This window comes from Catellatospora bangladeshensis, assembly GCF_016862575.1.
Lineage (GTDB): Bacteria > Actinomycetota > Actinomycetes > Mycobacteriales > Micromonosporaceae > Catellatospora > Catellatospora bangladeshensis.
This window is the reverse complement of record NZ_BONF01000059.1, coordinates 1-18705: the sequence shown is the minus strand read 5'-3', so window position 1 is coordinate 18705 and position 18705 is coordinate 1. Positions and strand designations below refer to the sequence as shown.

Annotated in this window: 19 protein-coding genes; 10 read left to right on the top strand and 9 right to left on the bottom strand. The window is 71.6% G+C overall.

The window, feature by feature from the left end:
- Positions 1 to 84: 84 nt before the first annotated feature.
- The 4 genes from Cba03nite_RS36990 to Cba03nite_RS36975 all read left to right on the top strand — a co-directional run bounded on the left by Cba03nite_RS36990 (position 85) and on the right by Cba03nite_RS36975 (position 5205).
- Positions 85 to 1359 (top strand): MFS transporter, encoded by a 1275-nt coding sequence (locus Cba03nite_RS36990; protein WP_239126303.1) that lies wholly within the window; start codon positions 85 to 87, stop codon positions 1357 to 1359.
- A gap of 5 nt (positions 1360 to 1364) precedes the next feature.
- A complete protein-coding gene (locus tag Cba03nite_RS36985; protein WP_203756818.1) occupies positions 1365 to 2567 on the top strand; it encodes a Bcr/CflA family multidrug efflux MFS transporter in 1203 nt (400 codons plus the stop codon).
- Positions 2568 to 2600: 33 nt separating this feature from the next.
- On the top strand, positions 2601 to 3842 hold the full coding sequence (locus tag Cba03nite_RS36980; protein WP_203756817.1) for an MFS transporter: 1242 nt from the start codon (positions 2601 to 2603) through the stop codon (positions 3840 to 3842).
- A 187-nt stretch (positions 3843 to 4029) separates the two neighbouring features.
- Positions 4030 to 5205 carry a low temperature requirement protein A gene (locus Cba03nite_RS36975; protein ID WP_203756815.1) on the top strand — a complete coding sequence of 392 codons (1176 nt, stop codon included), beginning with the start codon at positions 4030 to 4032 and terminating at the stop codon, positions 5203 to 5205.
- Between the two features lie 132 nt (positions 5206 to 5337).
- Here the strand turns inward: Cba03nite_RS36975 and Cba03nite_RS36970 are convergent, their stop codons facing one another.
- Complete coding sequence (locus Cba03nite_RS36970; protein ID WP_203756813.1) at positions 5338 to 6120, bottom strand: enoyl-CoA hydratase/isomerase family protein; 783 nt, start codon at positions 6118 to 6120, stop codon at positions 5338 to 5340.
- A 56-nt stretch (positions 6121 to 6176) separates the two neighbouring features.
- On the opposite strand from Cba03nite_RS36970, the gene Cba03nite_RS36965 reads away from it, so the two are divergent.
- Positions 6177 to 6551, top strand: coding sequence for an Mth938-like domain-containing protein (locus tag Cba03nite_RS36965; RefSeq protein ID WP_203756811.1), 375 nt, complete (start codon positions 6177 to 6179; stop codon positions 6549 to 6551).
- Here the strand turns inward: Cba03nite_RS36965 and Cba03nite_RS36960 are convergent.
- A complete protein-coding gene (locus tag Cba03nite_RS36960; protein WP_203756809.1) occupies positions 6548 to 7345 on the bottom strand; it encodes a maleylpyruvate isomerase family mycothiol-dependent enzyme in 798 nt (265 codons plus the stop codon). The genes Cba03nite_RS36965 and Cba03nite_RS36960 overlap by 4 nt on opposite strands.
- A gap of 84 nt (positions 7346 to 7429) precedes the next feature.
- Positions 7430 to 7633, bottom strand: a complete 204-nt coding sequence (gene cspE / locus Cba03nite_RS36955; protein WP_203756806.1) for a transcription antiterminator/RNA stability regulator CspE — start codon at positions 7631 to 7633, stop codon at positions 7430 to 7432.
- 301 nt (positions 7634 to 7934) lie between these two features.
- Between cspE and Cba03nite_RS36950 the strand changes: the two genes are divergently transcribed.
- Positions 7935 to 9497: a glycoside hydrolase family 10-like protein gene (locus Cba03nite_RS36950; protein ID WP_239126297.1), complete on the top strand. Its 1563-nt coding sequence runs from the start codon at positions 7935 to 7937 to the stop codon at positions 9495 to 9497.
- 58 nt (positions 9498 to 9555) lie between these two features.
- Here Cba03nite_RS36950 and Cba03nite_RS36945 read toward each other — a convergent pair whose 3' ends face one another.
- The 3 genes from Cba03nite_RS36945 to Cba03nite_RS36935 form a co-directional block, all read right to left on the bottom strand.
- Positions 9556 to 11127, bottom strand: a complete 1572-nt coding sequence (locus Cba03nite_RS36945) for an amino acid permease (RefSeq protein WP_203756804.1) — start codon at positions 11125 to 11127, stop codon at positions 9556 to 9558.
- Between the two features lie 195 nt (positions 11128 to 11322).
- Positions 11323 to 11838 carry a hypothetical protein gene (locus Cba03nite_RS36940; RefSeq protein WP_203756802.1) on the bottom strand — a complete coding sequence of 172 codons (516 nt, stop codon included), beginning with the start codon at positions 11836 to 11838 and terminating at the stop codon, positions 11323 to 11325.
- A gap of 29 nt (positions 11839 to 11867) precedes the next feature.
- The gene (locus Cba03nite_RS36935; protein WP_203756800.1) at positions 11868 to 12137 is read right to left on the bottom strand and encodes a hypothetical protein; all 270 of its coding nucleotides are present in this window, start codon (positions 12135 to 12137) and stop codon (positions 11868 to 11870) included.
- Positions 12138 to 12326: 189 nt separating this feature from the next.
- Here Cba03nite_RS36935 and Cba03nite_RS36930 point away from each other — a divergent pair, with 189 nt between their 5' ends.
- The 3 genes from Cba03nite_RS36930 to Cba03nite_RS36920 all read left to right on the top strand — a co-directional run bounded on the left by Cba03nite_RS36930 (position 12327) and on the right by Cba03nite_RS36920 (position 15684).
- Positions 12327 to 13163 carry a nitrilase-related carbon-nitrogen hydrolase gene (locus tag Cba03nite_RS36930; protein ID WP_203756797.1) on the top strand — a complete coding sequence of 279 codons (837 nt, stop codon included), beginning with the start codon at positions 12327 to 12329 and terminating at the stop codon, positions 13161 to 13163.
- Positions 13164 to 13174: 11 nt separating this feature from the next.
- On the top strand, positions 13175 to 14581 hold the full coding sequence (hydA, locus tag Cba03nite_RS36925) for a dihydropyrimidinase (protein ID WP_203756795.1): 1407 nt from the start codon (positions 13175 to 13177) through the stop codon (positions 14579 to 14581).
- Positions 14582 to 14676: 95 nt separating this feature from the next.
- Positions 14677 to 15684 (top strand): TIGR03842 family LLM class F420-dependent oxidoreductase, encoded by a 1008-nt coding sequence (locus Cba03nite_RS36920; protein ID WP_203756794.1) that lies wholly within the window; start codon positions 14677 to 14679, stop codon positions 15682 to 15684.
- 50 nt (positions 15685 to 15734) lie between these two features.
- On the opposite strand, the gene Cba03nite_RS36915 is transcribed toward Cba03nite_RS36920, so the two are convergent.
- On the bottom strand, positions 15735 to 16556 hold the full coding sequence (locus Cba03nite_RS36915; RefSeq protein ID WP_239126296.1) for an alpha/beta fold hydrolase: 822 nt from the start codon (positions 16554 to 16556) through the stop codon (positions 15735 to 15737).
- Between the two features lie 70 nt (positions 16557 to 16626).
- Here Cba03nite_RS36915 and Cba03nite_RS36910 point away from each other — a divergent pair, with 70 nt between their 5' ends.
- Complete coding sequence (locus tag Cba03nite_RS36910) at positions 16627 to 17685, top strand: sigma-70 family RNA polymerase sigma factor (RefSeq protein ID WP_239126295.1); 1059 nt, start codon at positions 16627 to 16629, stop codon at positions 17683 to 17685.
- 6 nt (positions 17686 to 17691) lie between these two features.
- Here the strand turns inward: Cba03nite_RS36910 and Cba03nite_RS36905 are convergent, their stop codons facing one another.
- Positions 17692 to 18264 (bottom strand): Fic/DOC family protein, encoded by a 573-nt coding sequence (locus tag Cba03nite_RS36905; protein WP_203756790.1) that lies wholly within the window; start codon positions 18262 to 18264, stop codon positions 17692 to 17694.
- The gene (locus tag Cba03nite_RS36900) at positions 18261 to 18578 is read right to left on the bottom strand and encodes an antitoxin VbhA family protein (RefSeq protein ID WP_203756788.1); all 318 of its coding nucleotides are present in this window, start codon (positions 18576 to 18578) and stop codon (positions 18261 to 18263) included. Before Cba03nite_RS36900 ends, Cba03nite_RS36905 begins: the two co-directional genes overlap by 4 nt.
- Between the last annotated feature and the right edge of the window lie 127 nt (positions 18579 to 18705).

The window sequence follows — 18705 nt, the reverse complement described above, 5'->3', positions numbered from 1 at the left end:
GTCCGAAATTCATCCCATGATTCTACGATTGGAGGTATGCCGCCGCCAGTCGCCACCGCCGAGGCACCACCGATCGTGTCGAAGATGATCGCACCCCGTGCCGCCGATACAGAAGCTGCGGTGCCCGCCCGTCGCACAACCGTGCTGATCATGGCGGGGATCCTGCTCGTCGCGCTCAATCTCCGGGCCGCCATCACGAGCCTCGGCGCACTGCTCGACGAGGTGAGCACGGGGCTGCACCTGTCCGGCACGGTCGCCGGGCTCGTCACCACGCTGCCCGCGCTCGCGTTCGCCGCGTTCGGCTCGGCCACCCCGTGGCTCACCCGCCGGTTCCCCGCCGCCCGCATCCTGGTCGGCGCGATGGCGCTGCTCGCCGTCGGGCAGCTGCTGCGCGCACTGAGCGGCTCGGCGTGGACGTTCCTGCTCACCAGCGCGATCGCGCTGGCCGGCATCGCGATCGCCAACGTGCTGCTGCCGGTGCTGGTCAAGGAGCACTTCCCGCACCGGCCGGGCCTGATGACCGGCGTCTACAGCATGACCCTGATCCTCGGCACCACCACCGCCTCGGCGGCCTCGGTGCCGGTCGCGCACGCCTTCGGCGACTGGCGGGCCGGGCTCGGCGTGTGGGGGCTGCTGGCCGCGGTGGCGGTGCTGCCCTGGCTGCGCCCGGCGCTGCGGCGGACGAACGCCTCGGCGCGGGCCGCGGCGGCGGCGCCCCGCGTGCGGGCCGGGCGGACCCGGCTGGGCTGGGCGATGGCGATCTACTTCGGCGCGCAGTCGCTGTCCGGGTACGCCACCATGGGCTGGCTGGCGCAGATGTTCCGGGACGCGGCGTTCACGCCCACCGACGCCGGGCTGCTGCTGGCCGGGGTGACCGCGGTCGGCGTGCCGTTCGCGCTGCTCATGCCGACGCTGGCCGGCAAACTGCGGGACCTGCGGCCGCTGGTGCTGATCATGTCCGCCGCGATGATCGCCTCGTACCTCGGCCTGGCGCTGGCCCCGCACGGCGGCGCGCTGGCCTGGGTCGCCCTGCTCGCGCTCGGCCAGGCGGCGTTCCCCCTCGCCCTGGCCATGATCGGGATGCGCGCCCGGACCGGCGAGGGCGTGGTGGCGCTGTCGGCGTTCGCGCAGAGCACCGGTTACCTGATCGCGGCGCTCGGTCCGCTGCTGGTCGGCATCCTCTACGAGGCGACCGGCGGCTGGACGCTGCCGCTCGGCTTCCTCATCGCCGCCGCCGTGGTGCAGGCGATCTCCGGGCTGGCCGCCGCCCGCCCGCGCTTCGTCGAGGACGAGCTGACCGCGCCCGCCATGACGGCCGTCACAAACCCGCCTTCGCGTACGCGCGAAGTGGTTGGGTAAGGACCGTGACCGCCGCACCACCTCACCGCCGCATCACCCTGATCCTGGTCCTGGGCAGCATGTCCGCCTTCGGCGCGCTGTCGTTCGACATGTACCTGCCCGCGTTCCCCACCATCGCCGCCGACCTGCGCGTCTCCCCCGCCGCCGTGCAGCTCACCCTCACCGTCGCGCTGATCGGCATCGCGCTCGGCCAGTTCGTGATGGGACCGCTGTCGGACCGGTGGGGGCGGCGCCGGCCGATCATCGCGGGCACGGTGCTGTTCGCCGTCTCCTCGGCGCTGATCACGATCGCCCCGAACATCGAGGTGATGACCGCGCTGCGCCTGGTGCAGGGCTTCGCGGGCGGCATCGGCATCGCGCTGTCCCGGGCCGTGGTGCGTGACCTCTACTCCGGGGCCGAGGCGTCGCGCTTCTTCTCCCGGCTCACCCTGGTCTTCGGCGTGGCGCCGGTGGTCGCGCCCACCATCGGCGCGCTCGTGCTGAAGTTCACCAGCTGGCGCGGCGTGTTCGCGCTGCTCGCCGCGTACGGCCTGATCATGGTCCTGGTGGGCTGGCGCTTCCTGCCCGAGACGCTGCCCGCCGAGCGCCGCCGCACCGGCGGGCTGGCCGAGGTCGGCCGCGGCTTCCGGGTGCTCGCGGGCGACCGGCGCTTCTGGGGTTACACCGCGGCGCAGGGCCTCACCTTCGCCGGGCTGTTCTCCTACCTGTCCAGCGGCTCGTTCGTGCTGCAGGAGGTGTACGGCGTCTCCGCGCAGGCGTACGGCCTGATCTTCGGCCTGAACGCGCTGGGGCTGGTCGCGGTCGGGCAGCTCAACGCGCGGCTGGTGGGCCGCCGCAGCACGCCCCGCACGCTGCTGTTCGCGGCGCTGATCGGCGCGGTCGCGGCGGGCGTGCTCATGATCGGCGGCGCGGAGCTGCAGAGCCTCACCATCGTGGTGGCGATGCTGTTCGTCTACATCGCCAGCCTGGGCATGGTCGCCCCGAACAGCACCGCGCTGGCGCTGGACGGCCACGCCCAGATGGCGGGCACGGCGGCCGCGCTGATGGGCGCGGTGCAGTCGGGCATCGGCGCGGTCGCCGGGCCGATCGTGGCCGCGCTCGGCGCCTCCAGCGGAGTGCCGATGGCCGCGGCCATGTTCTGCTTCGCCGCGCTGTCCATCCTCACCGCGACCGTGCTCACCCGTCCGGGCCAGCCGAAACTCGCTTGATCCCAGGTGAGGGGGCGTGCTGCCATGTCCGGCGTGAGTTCCCTGGCCGATCTGCTCCGCGACCGCCGCTACCTCGCCTTCTGGCTCGGCCAGGTGACCAGCGTGGTGGGCAGCGCGCTGTCGCTGGTGGCGCTGCCCGCGCTGCTGCTGCCGACCCGCGGCGCGCAGGCGTTCGCGCTGGTGCTGGCGGCCGAGGCGGTGTCCGGCGTGCTGCTCCTGCTGGCCGGCGGCGTGATCGCCGACCGGTACTCGCGCAGCACCGTGATGGCCCTGGCCGACGTGCTGCGCATGATCGGCGTGGCGGGGCTGCTCGTCTTCGGCGCGTACGGCCCGCTGTGGCTGCCGATGCTCGCCGCCTGCCTGGTCGGCATGGGCACCGCGCTGTACGAGCCCGCGCACCGCGCCGCCCTGCCCCAGCTCGTCGGCGAGCAGCTGCGGCAGCAGGCCAACGCGCTCGACGCGGCCACCAAGCGCTTCGGCGCGGCGGGCGGCGCGCTGGCCGGCGCCGCGCTGGTCACCGCGATCGGCCCGCGCGGCGCGCTGCTGATCGACCTGGCCACCTTCACGGTCAGCCTGGCCACCCTGCTGTGGCTGCGGCTGCCCCGGATCAGCGGCCAGGCGGCCACGCCCGGCATGCGCGCCATGCTCGACGACGCCCGCCAGGGCGTACGCGAGGTGCGCCGCCGCCCGTGGGCGCTGGTCATCATGATCCAGGGCACGGTCCAGGTGTTCTTCCTGTTCGGACCGAACTACGCGCTGCTGCCGATCGTCAGCCTGGACCGCTACGGCCCGGCCGCCTACGGCTGGCTGAGCGCGTCCGCCTCGCTCGGCATGGTGCTCGGCTCGGCGGCGGCCGCCCGCATCCGCAGCCCCCGGCCCGGCCTGTGGGCGATGAACGTGCTGCTGCCGTGCGCGCTGCTGCCGGCCTGCCTGGCGCTGCCGGTGCCGCTGCCGCTGTGGTGCACCGCGCAGGTGCTGGCCTGGGCCGGGATCGGCGTGTTCATCGTGCTCTGGTACACCGCGCTGCAGAACGAGTTCCCGGAGACGGCGCAGGGGCGGGTCTTCGCGCTGGACTCGATCGGCAACTTCGCGCTCCAGCCGGTCGCCATCGCCGCCGCGCCGGTGCTCGCGCTGACGGTGGGACTGCCCGCGTTCGGCGTGGTCGCCGTCGCGGTGCTGCTGATCTCGACGTACGCGGTGTTCGTGGTGCCCGGCACGGTGGCGCTGCGCTCGCCCGAACGGCCCGCTCCCGAACCCGCCGTCGCGACGGCCTGACCACGGCCCCGGCTTGACGGGAACGTGGGCGCGGGCCACAATGGGAGCGCTTCCATCTTCTGACGTCAATACGGTTGACGTCATCCCTCCGGTGTGGACCGGGGCCCGGCGCCGCACGCACGCCGGGCCCCGAGGGCTTTCCCGGACCCCGGCCCGCACGATGATCCACCGGCGGTAGCCTGCGAGCATGGCCGAGGCTGCGCGCAGAGTCCTGTACCGCCGGATGACCTCCCGCTCGCCGGACGAGCCGCACCGCACCGCCACCCCGCTGGAGCTGTTCTTCGACCTGTGTTTCGTGGTCGCCGTGGCCCAGGCGGCGGCGAGCCTGCACCACGCGGTGACCGAGGGCCACACCGGCCAGGGCGTGCTCGGCTTCCTGATGGTCTTCTTCGCGATCTGGTGGGCCTGGGTCAACTTCAGCTGGTTCTCGTCCGCGTACGACACCGACGACGTGCCGTTCCGGCTTACCACGATGGTCCAGATCGCGGGCGCGCTGATCCTGGCCGCGGGCGTGCCGCGCGCGTTCGACCACGGCGACTTCCGGCTCATCACGCTCGGGTACGTGGTGATGCGGCTGGCCATGGTCACCCAGTGGCTGCGGGTGGCCGCCCAGGACCCGGCCCACCGCGGCACCGCGCTGCGCTTCGCCGGGGGTATCGCCCTGGTGCAGGCCGGCTGGGTGCTGCGGCTGCTTCTGCCGGCACCGTGGGACTTCCGGATGTTCTTCGTGCTCGTGGTATGCGAGCTGCTGGTGCCCGTGTGGGCCGAGCGCAAGGCGCCCACCCGCTGGCACCCGCACCACATCGCCGAGCGGTACAGCCTGTTCACCCTCATCGTGCTCGGCGAGTCGGTGCTGTCGGCGACGCTGGCCGTCGAGGCCGCGTTCGGCACCGGCCACGCCGCGTCGCTGGTCTGGCTGGCCGCGGCCGGGCTGGTGATCGTGTTCAGCATGTGGTGGCTGTACTTCGAGCGCTCCGCGCACGACCTGCTGGTGTCTCTGCGGGCGGGCATCCGCTGGGGGTACGGGCACTACTTCATCCTCGCCGCGGCGGCGGCCGTCGGGGCCGGGCTGGCCGCCATGGCCGACTTCCACAGCCACGTCTCGCACGTGTCGGCGCGGGCCGCGGCGTACTCCGTCGCGGTGCCGGTCGCGGTGTACCTGTCCAGCCTGTTCCTGCTCCAGATCCGCCCGCATTACCGGGGCGTGGTGGTGTACGCGTTCCCGGCGGCCATCGTGCTGGTTCTGCTGGCCCCGCTGGGCCCGGCCCCTGTCCAGGTGATCGCCCTGCTCATCGCGGCCCTCACCACCGTCGTGGTCCTGGCCCGCCACCCCCGCCCCGCCCCCGCATCCGCCCCGTCGTAGCGCGGCGCGGCGCGGCCAAGATCGTCCGACTTGCCAGGCACATGGGCGTATGCGGACTCAAGATACGCCCGACTGCCAGGCAAGTCGGACGATCAAGGGGCGGGGCGGTGGACGATCAAGGGGTGGGGTGGGTCAGTGGGGGGACCAGGGGAAGGCGGGTGGGCGGCGGTCGGTGAAGGCGGCGATGCCCTCGGCGGCTTCGCCGGACTCGGCCATCTGGCGGTGCCAGTAGGAGACCCGGGTGTCGTCGTGGTGGCCGTCGCCGGCCATCGTGACGATCTCCTTCGCGGCGACCTGGGTGAGCAGTGAGCGCTGCGCCAGCGTCGCGGCGAACGCGGCGACCCGTGCCGCGAGGCGGTCCGCGGGGTGCAGCTCGTCGATCAGGCCGACCCGCAGCGCGCGTTCGCCGTCGATCAGCTCCGCGGAGTAGAGCAGGTGCTTGGCCGCCGCCGGGCCGATCAGCGCGACCAGCCGCCGCGTGGTCGGCGCGGGGTAGATGATGCCCAGCCGCGCCGGGGTGACCCCGAACCGGCTGCCCTCCGCCGCGAAGCGCAGGTCGCAGGCGACCGCTAGCTGGCAGCCGCCGCCCACGCAGTCGCCCTCGATCGCGGCCACGGTCGGCTTCGGGAAGCGGGACAGCCGCTCCTCGGCGAGCACGGCGAGATTCCGGTCGCCGTCGGCGATGAGCCGGTCGACCTCGGTGATGTCGGCGCCCGCGCAGAACGTGCCGCCCGCCCCGGTGAGCACCAGGACCCGCACCGCGGGGTCGCCGGCCAGGCCGTCGAGCAGCTCGGGCAGCCGCGACCACATGTCGTTGGTCATCGCGTTGCGCCGGGCCGGGTTGGCGATGCGGATCGTCGCCACGTGCCCGGAGATCTCCAGCTCCAGGCGGGGTGGGGCGAGCTGCTCGGTCACGGCGCGGCCTTTCTGCGGGTACGGCGGCAGGGCTGCATCGTGCCACAATGCCGGACATGGCCGAGCAGAGATCGCCGAAGGTGCTGTCGCTGTCGTGGGGCGAGATCGAGATCGAGGGCGTCGGCAGGGTGAAGGACGCCATGCTGCACCCCGGCGGGGGCGGCGAGTGGGACTGGCGGGTCACCGGCACCCAGCACTCCCCCGGCATCCAGCCCGCCGACGTCGAGCCGCTGCTCGCGGCCGGCGCGACCACGGTGGTGCTGTCGCGAGGGCAGCAGCTGGTGCTGCAGGTCATGCCGGAGACGGAGCAGCTGCTCGCCGCGCGCGGCGTCGACGTGCACATCGCCGAGACGCGGGAGGCGATGCGGGTCTACAACCTGCTGGCCGACGCGGGCGTACGGGTGGGCGCGCTGCTGCACTCCACCTGCTAGCCCATGTAGATCCGGTCCAGCCAGCCGTCGATCAGGTCGCGGTCGCCGTACACGTGCACCTGGTCGCGGTCCAGCGGCAGGCGGCGGTAGAGGATCAGCAGCAGCTCGGTCAGCGGTCCCTGCACCGCGACGGTGCCCTTCGCGTGGCCGGGCCGCCAGCTCACCCCGTCCGGGCCCAGCTCGATGAGCCACTCGGCCGCGACGTCCTCGTCGGTGTCGGTCGCGTGCAGGTGGATGCTGCGCGCCGGGCCGTACAGCTCCGGCAGGCGGCCGAATACCTTCTCGTTGATGCGGGGGTCGGTGACGATCCCGAGGAACTCGTCGATCGCGTCCGCGGCCAGGTCGGGCGCGACGGTGTAGCCCGCGCCCGTGGTCAGTGACGCGTCGGCGCGGTGCAGCAGGATGTCGCAGGCGGCGCGGCGGGCCCAGAACAGCAGCGAGTCCGGCAGGCCGAAGATCTCGGCCTGTGCGGCGGGGTCGCGCTCGCGCAGGGTGCGGGCGTACGCGTCGGCGCCGTCCTGCATCCAGGCGGTCAGCACGGCCGGGTCGTCGGTGTCAGGCACGCCGACGCGCCTGCGGTCGCCGGGCGCGGCCGGTGCCGCCCCGGCGTCGCCGCGCACGACGGCGTCGGTGGTGTGCACGTTGCCGCCGATGTGGCGGACGAGGTCGGCCAGGGTCCAGTCGGGACAGGTCGGCACCCGTGCCGAGAGGTCGTCGCCTGGCAGGACCTCACGCAGCAGCGCGGTCTGGGCGGACACCTCGTCGCAGTAGCGCTCGTAGCTCAGCCGTGGCATGTGTCCAACGTAGCCGCGGCCGAGCCGGAACCGGCACGGGTACGCGGTGAGCGGAGTTCGCCCACCGCGTACCCGTGGGTTATGTCAGAGCCGGCGGATGTTGGCGGCCTGGGGGCCCTTCTGGCCCTGCGTGATCTCGAACTCGACCCGCTGGTTCTCCTCGAGGCTCCGGTAGCCGGAGGACTGGATGGCGGAGAAGTGCGCGAACACGTCCGACCCACCGCCGTCCGGGGTGATGAAGCCGAAGCCCTTTTCCGCGTTGAACCACTTCACGGTGCCGACAGCCATGTCAGATACTCCTTGGTGAGGCTGTGCGAGCCCACTGTGGGCTCTTTCGCCTCCCGCAACGCGCCAATGCGGACAGCGCCCGGTACTTCTCGGGCGCTTCGTCTGGTATGCGGGAGGTCGAGGTTATAACGCGGCGAATCTAACACGCAGCACCGACCGAATCCGCTGATCGGACCACGGACCACACCCGCGTGTCTCGAATCGACATCCGGAGATCGGTAAATCTTTACCGGGAAGATTCTTCCTGCGAAACTTTCCGACACAGCGTCGCGGTGCGGCGCGACAGACGACGGGAGGCGCCGTGCGAGCCAGGCAGATCATGGTGACACTGCTGGTCACGGCCACATTGGCCGCGGCCGGATGCGGCCGGCCCGCGCCGGAGGCCAGCGAGGACCCCGCGGTGTCCGCCGCGCCGACCGCGCCGGACGGCTGCCCGCTCGGCCCGGCGCCCAAGCGCGCCCTGCGCGGGCTGTGGATCGCGTCCGTGCTGAACATCAACTGGCCCTCGGCGTCCGGGCTCAGCCCCGCCCAGCAGCAGTCCGAGCTGCGCTCGCTGCTCGACGAGGCGGTCGCGCTGCGCTTCAACGCCGTGTTCGTGCAGGTCCGGCCGACCGCCGACGCGTTCTGGCCGTCGCCGTACGAGCCGTGGTCGCAGTACCTCACCGGCACCCAGGGCGCCGACCCCGGCTACGACCCGCTCGGCTTCGCGGTGGCCGAGGCGCACGCCCGCAACCTGGAGTTCCACGCCTGGTTCAACCCGTTCCGGGTGTCCATGCAACCCGACGTGAGCCGGCTCGCCGCCGGGCACCCGGCCCGCACCCACCCGGGCTGGATCGAGACGTACGACGGCCGCCTCTACTACAACCCCGGGGTGCCCGCCGCCCGGCAGCACTCCGTCGACGCCATCATGGACGCGGTCACCCGCTACGACCTCGACGGCGTGCACTTCGACGACTACTTCTACCCGTACCCGGTGTCCGGGCAGGACTTCGACGACGCCGCCGAGTTCACGGCGTACGGCGCGGGGCGGACCCTGGCCGACTGGCGGCGCGCCAACGTCGACGCCTTCGTGCAGGCCGTGTCGGCGCGGGTGAAGCAGGCCAAGCCGCACGTCCGGTTCGGCATCTCGCCGTTCGGCATCTGGCGCAACCAGGGCACCGACCCGCTCGGCTCGGCCACCACCGGCCTGCAGTCCTACGACGCCATCTACGCCGACACCCGCCGGTGGGTCAAGCAGGAGTGGATCGACTACATCGCGCCGCAGATCTACTGGACGATCGGGTTCCCCGCGGCGGCGTACGACGTGCTGGTGCCGTGGTGGTCGCAGGTCGTCGCCGGGACGCGGGTGCAGCTCTACATCGGGCAGGCCGCCTACAAGATCGGCACGACGACCGACCCGAACTGGGCCGACGCCGCCGAGATGCCCGACCACCTGCTGCTCAACCGGCAGCACCCGGACGTCGCCGGGGACATCTACTACTCCATCGAGGAGCTGCTGGACAACCGGCTGGGCTTCGCCGACCGGCTGCGCACCGAGTTCCACGCCAATCCCGCGCTGGTGCCCGCCTCCCCGATGATCAGCGGGACGGCGCCCGGCGCCCCCGGCGCGGTCACCGCGAGCCGGGTCACCGGCGGCGTCAAGCTGAACTGGAACGCGGCGTCCGGCTCCCCCGCCTACTACGCGGTATACCTGGCCGACGGCGCCGGGTGCGGCATCGAAGCGGCCCGGAATCTGCTCGGCACGGTGCGCGGGCGCACCTTCACCGACCCCGCGCCCCCGCCGGTCGGCCAGGTCACCTACTACGTGACGGCCCTGGACCGGACCCACCGGGAGGGTACGCCGGGAGCGGTGACCCTGCGCTGACGCCGCCGTGGGCCGGTCACCTCGGTGGGGTGACCGGCCCACGGCTGCGCGAAGCGGCTCAGTCGAGAGCGGCGACCGGGGCGTCGGCGGTGGCGACCCCGGCGGGGAGGTCGACGGTGCGGCGCGGGCCGGTGAACCACTTGCGGGCCGAGGCCAGCCACCACACGCCGACCAGCAGCAGCACCGCGCCGACCGCGAGCGGCGCGTAGTTGACCGCCGCCCAGTCGAACCCGTCGCTGAACGGCACCCCGGCGGGCACCGTCGGCATGATGAAGTACAGCGAGATCACGATGATCTCGATGGAGGCGATCCAGCCGAGCACCTTGTAGCGGCGGCCGAGGTTCCACGGGCCGGGCTCGAAGCTGTCGCCCGCCTTCAGGCGCAGCATGATCGGGATGAGGAAGGCCAGGTAGAGGCCGATGACCGCGACCGAGACCACGGCGTAGAAGGCGATCGGGGCACCGTTCTTCTGGTACAGGGCGGGCAGGGTGAGCAGGCCGCCCGCGACGCACCCGGCGACCACCGCCCAGACCGGGGTGCCGTTGCGGTCCAGCCGGGTCCACAGCCGCCAGCCGGGCACGGCGCCGTCGCGGCTGAACGCGTACATCATCCGGGACATGCTGGTCACGCAGCTCATACCGCAGAAGAACTGCCCGACCGTGGAGATGATGATGACGGCCTTGAAGAAGCCCGACGAGAGCGCGCCCTGCAGCAGCACGCCGACGAAGCCGTAGCCGCCGGTGACCGCGTCGGCGTCCTGCACCGCGAACAGGAACGCCAGCAGCAGGATCCAGCCGCCGATCGCGGAGTAGAAGATGGACCGCCACAGTGCCTTGGCGGCGTTGAGCGCGGCGCCGCGGGTCTCCTCCGCCACGTGCGCGCACGCGTCGAACCCGGTGATCGTGTACTGCGTGAGCAGCCCGCCCAGGGGCAGCACGTACAGCCAGAAACCCAGGCCAGAGGTGCTGCCGTCGAGGAAGCCGTTGGCGTTGATGGTCTCGCCGAAGACGAACGACGGGCTCTGGTGGGTGTCCGGGACGAAGATCAGGATGCCGACGATGACGGCGGCGCCGAAGACGTGCCACCAGACGGAGACGTCCTGCAGCCGGTTGATGATCCGGGCACCGAAGACGTTGATCAGGGCGTGCAGCGCCAGGATGACCAGGAACAGGTAGAACGCCTGCTGGAAACTGCCCTCCCAGCCCGGCACGGTGTTGGCCAGCACCAGGTTGAGGAACGTGGCGCAGCCGTAGTCGACCGACGCGGTGACCGCGATCAGGCCGATCAGGTTGAACCAGCCGGTGAACCACCCGTGCACCGGCTTGCCCAGCTTGGCCGCCCACCAGTAGATGCCGCCCGCGGTCGGGTACGCCGAGACCAGCTCGGACAGGCAGAACCCGATGATCAGGATGAACGCGGAGATGATCGGCCAGCCCCACGAGATGGCGATCGGGCCGCCGTTCATCCACGCCTGGCCGAAGGTGGTGAAGCACCCGGCCAGGATGGAGATGATCGAGAACGAGATGGCGAAGTTGGAGAAGCCGCTCCAGCCACGGCGCAGCTCCTGCTTGTAGCCGAGTTCGGCGAGTCGTGCGGCATCGGTGTCGATGGTCTGCGCGGGATCCGTCATGGCTGCCCCTCCTGGCGCTCGACGATGCCCGAGTGTCAGCCGTCACATCAGCACATGGCAATACCCCGTTCTCCCGAGCCACGTCGGCCACCCGCCCGCGCCGCCCCTTTGCCAAGATCGCCACCTCGTGTCGAAAAGTGCAGCTGGACACAGGTTTCGACACGAGACTCCGATCACTGGCGCGCCGGCCAGGGCTCAGTCGTCGACCTCCGTCATCAGCCACCAGCCGTCGCTGATCCGCTCGTACGACGGCTTGCCCTCGTGCCGGTTCTTGGTGATCGCGTCCTGCGGGTCGTAGAGGTAGAACCAGTTCCACTGGATCGAGCTGTCCTCCAGCCAGAAGCGGGCGTCACCCACGGCACCGGCGCTGGAGATCGACGCCTCGAAGCGGTGCGTGTCGACGCCGCTCGCCCGCATCGCCGCGGTGACGCGGTCGAAGTCGGCGCGAGCGGTGTCGTCGAACGCGCTGAACCGCTCCGCGGACGTGGCACATCCGCCCTCCCGGAAGTCGCCACGCGGGTAGACGAGCCACCGGCACATCGAGCCCTCGTCGAGGTAGGTGCTGACATCGAGTTCGTCGATGACGGGCAGGACCTCGGCGGCCAGCCGCGCGACGTCGTCCGGCCGCCGCTGTGCGGACGGCGGGCTCCCGCAGCCGGTGAGCGCGGACAGTGCCGCCAGCCCGGCCAGGCCCGCGATGGCGCGGCGCATGCTTCCTCCCCAGCGCGAGCGGCTTCCCGTCAGACGAGGCCGGCCATGATCAGGTTGTAGTACTCGATGATCTTGTAGCCGATCCAGCCGGCGATGGCCAGCGCCAGCACCCAGGCGATCAGGGCGGCCGTCTTCGGGAAGCGCCGCGAGAGCCGGGTGCGCCTGGTCAGCCACCGCCGCACCCCGCCCCACCAGAACCGGCGGTCCAGCCACTGGCTGATCTTCCAGAACAGCGTCGTGCGATGGGTGGGGATGTCCTTGTCCATCCACTCCGGCAGTTGCGCTCGCCCCCGTGTCATGACCGGGGATTCTCCGCCAATCTGCCGCCGCTCGCTGCCCCCAGCGCGGCGACCTGCGGCTTCGTCCGGCAGTCATTCGCCGCCGCGCGGATTCAGAGAGATTATGGTGTTTTATCCGGCACGTCGGAGCGTAACGGGGCACTCCGGCTGGTTATCTGAGAGCCCGGCGTTTCAGCAGGAGGTGCCGTTATGTCCGTCATCCGTGCCGCCCTGGTCCAGACGTCCTGGACCGGCGACAAGGAATCGATGATCAAGGCGCACGAGGAGTACGCGCGCCAGGCCGCGGCGCAGGGCGCCAAGGTGATCTGCTTCCAGGAGCTGTTCTACGGCCCCTACTTCTGCCAGGTCCAGGACGCGCAGTACTACGCCTACGCGGAGTCCGTCCCGGGCCCGACCACCGAGCGCTTCCAGGCGCTGGCCCGCGAGCTGGGCATGGTCATGGTGCTGCCGATGTACGAGCAGGAGCAGCCCGGCGTCCTCTACAACACCGCCGCGGTGGTCGACGCCGACGGCCGCTACCTGGGCAAGTACCGCAAGACGCACATCCCGCAGGTGAAGGGGTTCTGGGAGAAGTTCTACTTCCGGCCCGGCAACCTCGGCTACCCGGTGTTCGACACGGCCGTGGGCAAGGTCGGTGTGTACATCTGCTACGACCGGCACTTCCCCGAGGGCTGGCGCGCGCTCGGCCTGAACGGGGCGCAGCTCGTGTTCAACCCGTCGGCGACCAGCCGGGGGCTGTCGTCGTACCTGTGGCAGCTGGAGCAGCCCGCCTCGGCGGTGGCCAACGAGTACTTCGTCGGCGCGATCAACCGGGTCGGCATCGAGGACCTGGGCGACAACGACTTCTACGGCACGTCGTACTTCGCCGACCCGGAGGGCCGCTTCGTCGGCGACACCGGCGACCCGCACCAGCCCGAGCTGATCGTCCGGGACCTGGACATGGAGCTGCTCACCACGGTGCGCGACCGGTGGCAGTTCTACCGCGATCGCCGCCCAGACGCCTACGGCCCGCTCACCCAGGGCTGAGGGAGCACCCGGTGTATCTGCTGATCAAGGGCGGGACCGTGGTCTCCGCCAGCGGCGCGCAGCCGGCCGACGTGCTGGTCGAGGGCGAGCGCATCGCCGGCCTGTTCGCGCCGGAGCACACTCCGGCGGTCGAGGGCGCCCAGGTGATCGACGCGACCGCGAAGTACGTCATCCCGGGCGCCGTGGACGTGCACACGCACATGGAGCTGCCGTTCGGCGGCACCTTCGCGTCGGACACGTTCGAGTCGGGCACCCGGGCGGCGGCCTTCGGCGGCACCACCACGATCATCGACTTCGCGGTGCAGCGCACCGGCGAGCGGGTGCCCGACGGCCTGGCCGCCTGGCACGCCAAGGCCGACGGCAACTGCCACGTCGACTACGGCTTCCACATGATCATGGGCGGGGTCGATGACGAGTCGCTCAAGGCCATGGACTCCCTCGTCGAGTCGGAGGGCGTGACCAGCTTCAAGCTGTTCATGGCGTACCCCGGCGTGTTCTACAGCGACGACGGGCAGATCCTGCGCGCGATGCAGAAGGCCCGCGAGAACGGGTCTGTGATCATGATGCACGCGGAGAACGGCATCGCGATCGACGTGCTGATCGGGCAGGCCCTGTCCCGCGGCGAGACCGAGCCGATCCACCATGGGCTGACCCGGCCCGCCGAGCTGGAGGCCGAGGCGACCCGGCGGGCGATCTCGCTGGCCGAGGTCGCCGGGGACACCCCGCTCTACATCGTGCACCTGTCCGCCTCACAGGCCCTGGAGGCGGTCGCCGCGGCCCGCGACACCGGCCGCAACGTGTTCGCCGAGACCTGCCCGCAGTACCTCTACCTCACCCTGGAGGACCAGCTCGGCGCGCCCGGCTTCGAGGGCGCCAAGTGGGTCTGCTCCACGCCGCTGCGCTCGAAGGCCGAGCCGCACCGGCGCGACCTGTGGCGCGGGCTGCGCACCAACGACCTGGCCGTGGTCTCCACCGACCACTGCCCGTTCTGCTTCAAGGAGCAGAAGGAGCTGGGCCTGGGCGACTTCTCGAAGATCCCCAACGGCATCGGCGGCGTCGAGCACCGCGTCGACCTGCTCTACCAGGGTGTCGTCGACGGCAAGCTGTCCCTGGCCCGCTGGGTCGAGACCATCGCCACGACCCCCGCCCGCATGTTCGGCCTCTACCCCCGCAAGGGCGTGCTGGCCCCCGGCTCCGACGCCGACATCGTGGTGTACGACCCGAACGCCCGCACCACCATCGGCGTGGCCACCCACCACATGAACATGGACCACTCCGCCTACGAGGGCTACCAGATCGCGGGCAAGGTCGACACCGTCGTCTCCCGCGGCACCGTGCTCGTCTCCGGCGGCGAGTTCCACGGCCGCAAGGGCCACGGCCGCTACCTCCGCCGCGGCCTCTCCACCTACCTCCTCTGAAAGGAGGGGCACCTTCTTAACGCTATGTGTAGAAGAAGGTGCCCTTCTTAACGCCACCCCCGCCGTCGTCCCCACAGCTGAAAGGAAGCGCACAAGTGGACATCGGAGTGGTGTTCCAGCTGGACCCGCCCGCCCGGCGGGTGGTGGAGCTGGCGCAGCGCGCGGAGGGGTACGGGTTCAGCCACGTGTGGTCGTTCGACTCGCACCTGCTGTGGCAGGAGCCGTACGTCATCTACAGCGCCATCCTCGCCGCCACGGAGAAGGTGATCGTCGGCCCGATGGTGACCAACCCCGGCACCCGGGACGTCACCGTCACCGCCAGCACCTTCGCCACCCTGAACGAGCTGTACGGCGACCGCACCGTCTGCGGCATCGGCCGCGGCGACTCCGCCCGGCGCACCCTCGGCCTGCCCCCGGGCACCATCGCCGAGCTGCGCGAGGCGGTAGGCGTGATCCGGGCCCTGGCCAACGGGCACCAGGCCGTCTACCGCGGCGCCGAGCTGCACTTTCCCTGGGTGAAGGAGTATTCGGCGCTGGAGGTCTGGGTAGCCGCGTACGGGCCGAAGGCGCTGAAGCTGACCGGCGAGGTCGGCGACGGCTTCATCCTGCAGCTGGCGGACCTGGACATCGCCGAGTGGATGATCAAGCACGTCCGGCAGGCGGCCGAGCAGGCCGGACGCGACCCATCGGAGATCAAGTTCTGCGTGGCGGCGCCCGCGTACGTCGGCGACGACCTCCCCCACCAGCGCGACCAGACCCGCTGGTTCGGCGGCATGGTAGGCAACCACATCGCCGACATCGTGGCCCGCTACGGCGACCACGGCGCGGTGCCGCACGTGCTGGCCGACTACATCAAGGACCGCAAGGGCTACGACTACGCCGAGCACGGCCGCGCCGACAACGTGCACACCGAGTTCGTCACCGACGAGATCGTGGACCGGTTCTGCGTGCTCGGCCCTGCGCAGGCGCACATCGAGAAGCTCACCCGGCTGCGCGAGCTGGGCGTCGACCAGTTCGCCGTGTACCTCCAGCACGACGACATGGACCACACGCTGGCCGCGTACGGCGAGACGATCATCCCGGCGCTCCGGGCCCTGGGCTGACCCGCGGGCCGGACGGGGTCACCCGCCCGGCCCGCCCCCGTTCGACTCGGTCAGGCGAGCACCTCGCGCAGGCGGACGGCGAACGCCGCCGGGTCGTGCGCGAAGCCGACGTGGTCACCCGGGAACATGGTCGGCGCGACACCCAGCTCCGCCGCCAGCGCCCGCGAGGTGCGGTCGCACAGCTGCCCGGCCGACTGCTCGCCGATGCCGACCACCACCCGCACCGGCCCCTCCCGCAGCGCCGCCGTGTCGGGCACGAAGCTCACCGTCGGCAGCAGCATGTGCTCGTACTGGAAGCGCTCGTCGGCCACCGACTGCGCGTCCCGCTCGCCGCCGGCCATCATCTCGAACACCTCGTCGGGCAGCTCGATGTTCGCGATCGCCAGGAACTGCCGGAACGCGCCGCGGGTGTCCCCCGAGCGATAGGTCGCGATCATCTCGTGGGTACGCGCGCGCAGCTCCTCCCGGTCCTCGACCAGCTCGTCCAGCGGCGGCTCGTGCGCGATCACGGTGTGCGCCGCCTTCGGATGGAACTGCGCCAGCGCCAGCACGCTCACCGCGCCGCCGCTGCTGCCCAGCACGGCCGCCGGGCCGCGGTCCACGTGCGCGATGAGCCGGGCGATGTCGTCGGCGCGCAGCTCCACCGTCGCGTCGGCGTCCGGGTCGGCGACCCGGCTGCGGAAGATGCCCCGCGGGTCGGTGGTCAGCACCGTGTGGTCGGCGGCCAGCAGGTCCGCCAGCGGCTCGAACGACCGGGCGTCCATCGGCGCGGCCACCAGCACCACCAGCGGGCCTGACCCGCGCAGCTCGTAGTGCAGGGACGCGCCCGGCACCTCCAGGATGTCGGCGGTCACGGGTACGGTCTCCGTCATGGCGTCTCCTCGCAGGTCATCGTCACTCCTACGGGATAAGGACCGGACCCGTGCGGCAGAATCGTCGCTCGTGGGGAAACTTTCCTCGGCGGGTGACCAGGCTCCGGTAGCCGGAGCGCCCGGCGACACCGACCTGGCCCTCGCCCAGGCCGGGGACGACGCCGCGTTCACCCGGCTGGTCGCGCCGCTGCAGGCCGAGCTGCACGCCCACTGCTACCGGATGCTCGGCTCGGCGCACGACGCCGACGACGCCCTGCAGGACGCGCTGGTGCGCGCCTGGCGCGGGCTGCCCCGGTTCGAGGGGCGCAGCTCGCTGCGCGGCTGGCTCTACACCGTGGCCACCCGGACCTGCCTCGACGTCATCGCGGCGCGCGGGCGCCGGGCGCTGCCGGTCGACCTCGGCCCGTCCAGCGAGCGCTCGGTGCCCGGCGACACGCCACGCAACGACATCGCCTGGCTGGGGCCGTACCCCGACGGCGGGCTGCCCGCCGGGCCGGCCGGGCCCGGCGCGCGCTACGAGCAGCGCGAGGCGGTCGAGCTGGCGTTCGTCGCCGCGCTGCAGCACCTGCCGGGCAACCAGCGCGCCGCGCTACTGCTGTTCGAGGTGCTCGGATTCACCGTGGCCGAGATCGCGGCGATGATGGACACCTCGGTGACGTCGGTGAACTCGGCACTGGCCCGGGCCCGCCGGATCGTGGCGGAGAAGGTGCCCGCGCGCAGCCAGCAGCAGACCCTCCGCAAGATCGGCGACGCCCGGGTGCGGCGCCTCGTCGACGGGTACGCGGCCGCGCTGGAGAGCGGGGACGCCGACGCGCTGGTGGCGCTGCTGACCGAGGACGTGACCTGGTCCATGCCGCCGCTGCCGCACTGGTATCGCGGGCTGGCCGCGGTCACCGACTTCGCCGTGGCCCAGCCGCTCAGCACCTGCGGCGAGTGGCGGCATCGGGCGGTCACCGCCAACGGCCAGCCGGCGGTGGCCTGCTACCTGCGGCCGTTCGACACCGACGGGCCGTACGAGGCGTGGTCGATCTGCGTGCTCACGCTGCGCGACGACCACGTCGCCGAGATCACCTCGTTCCTCGGCCCGGAACACTTCCTCCTCCTCGACCTGCCCACCGCACTCCCCTGATCGAGGTCAGCGGTCGACCAGGCCGTCGAGCAGGCTCCGCAGCGGCTGGAGGTCACCGCGCAGCGAGGCCATCGACGCCTCCACGTTGGCGTCGGGGTCGATGCCCGACCAGTCGAGCATCCAGCCCGCCTCCCTGCTGAGCTGCCGAAAGAAGGCGCGCTGCGCACGCCCGTTGCCCTCACGGAACGGGTGGATGGCGTTGACCTCGGCGAAGAAGTGGGTGAGCCGGTCGACGAAGCCGGGCCGGGCGAGGCCGCGGAGGAATCGCTCCTTGGCCAGCGCCCCGAACACCTCTTCCGCGTACGACTCGATGTGCTGCGGCAGGCAGAAGGGGTCGGACCGGGCGATGCCGACCGTCCGGATCTCACCCGCCCACGGATAGATGTCGCCGAAGATCTCGCGGTGAAACTCCCGCAGGTGCGGCAGGTCGTAACCGCCCGGGAGCGTGCGTGTGCCCAGATCCGCGAGTGCGGCGAAACTCAGGCCGGCCTCGGCTCGCCGCAGACGTTCCTCGTCAGTGATGCCGAGGCGGTTGCGGAGAACGCCGCTGACCGGGTCGGTGTACGGGTCGTGGTTCACGGGGCGTCGTAGAGACGGCGCACCTGTTCCCGCATCTGCGCCGTGCTGATCTCACCACGGGCCCACCGTTCGGTGATCGCCTCGACGTCAGCCTCGACGACCAGGCCTTCGGCCCGCACGGACGCGGCGGCCTGCATGACCGACCGGGCCCGTTCCGCGATGAGTTCGTCGAACACCTCGACCGGCACCATGACGGCCTCGGTCTTACGGTGCGACCCCACGCCCACCGGGGTGCGGTCCCCGTTGCGGAAGCGTTCCAGCACCGTGGGCAGCTGTTCCCGCGCCTCACGCACGGACAACGTCTCGATCAGCACACGCGTAAGTGTACAACTTTGTGTACACATTCCACCGCTGCCCGCGCCTCAACCGCAGCCGACCCGTGAAGATCAGTGTTTCGTGAAAAGATCTGGGGCTGGAGCGCAGATCTTGACACCAACGCCG

What these genes read in the sequence shown, in the direction of transcription:
- Cba03nite_RS36990 (WP_239126303.1), top strand. Translation starts at nt 85, where the DNA reads ATGATCGCACCCCGTGCCGCCGATACAGAAGCTGCGGTGCCCGCCCGT.
- Cba03nite_RS36975 (WP_203756815.1), top strand. Translation starts at nt 4,030, where the DNA reads ATGGCCGAGGCTGCGCGCAGAGTCCTGTACCGCCGGATGACCTCCCGC.
- Cba03nite_RS36965 (WP_203756811.1), top strand. Translation starts at nt 6,177, where the DNA reads ATGGCCGAGCAGAGATCGCCGAAGGTGCTGTCGCTGTCGTGGGGCGAG.
- Cba03nite_RS36960 (WP_203756809.1), bottom strand. Translation starts at nt 7,345, where the DNA reads ATGCCACGGCTGAGCTACGAGCGCTACTGCGACGAGGTGTCCGCCCAG.
- cspE (WP_203756806.1), bottom strand. Translation starts at nt 7,633, where the DNA reads ATGGCTGTCGGCACCGTGAAGTGGTTCAACGCGGAAAAGGGCTTCGGC.
- Cba03nite_RS36945 (WP_203756804.1), bottom strand. Translation starts at nt 11,127, where the DNA reads ATGACGGATCCCGCGCAGACCATCGACACCGATGCCGCACGACTCGCC.
- Cba03nite_RS36940 (WP_203756802.1), bottom strand. Translation starts at nt 11,838, where the DNA reads ATGCGCCGCGCCATCGCGGGCCTGGCCGGGCTGGCGGCACTGTCCGCG.
- Cba03nite_RS36935 (WP_203756800.1), bottom strand. Translation starts at nt 12,137, where the DNA reads ATGACACGGGGGCGAGCGCAACTGCCGGAGTGGATGGACAAGGACATC.
- Cba03nite_RS36930 (WP_203756797.1), top strand. Translation starts at nt 12,327, where the DNA reads ATGTCCGTCATCCGTGCCGCCCTGGTCCAGACGTCCTGGACCGGCGAC.
- Cba03nite_RS36915 (WP_239126296.1), bottom strand. Translation starts at nt 16,556, where the DNA reads ATGACGGAGACCGTACCCGTGACCGCCGACATCCTGGAGGTGCCGGGC.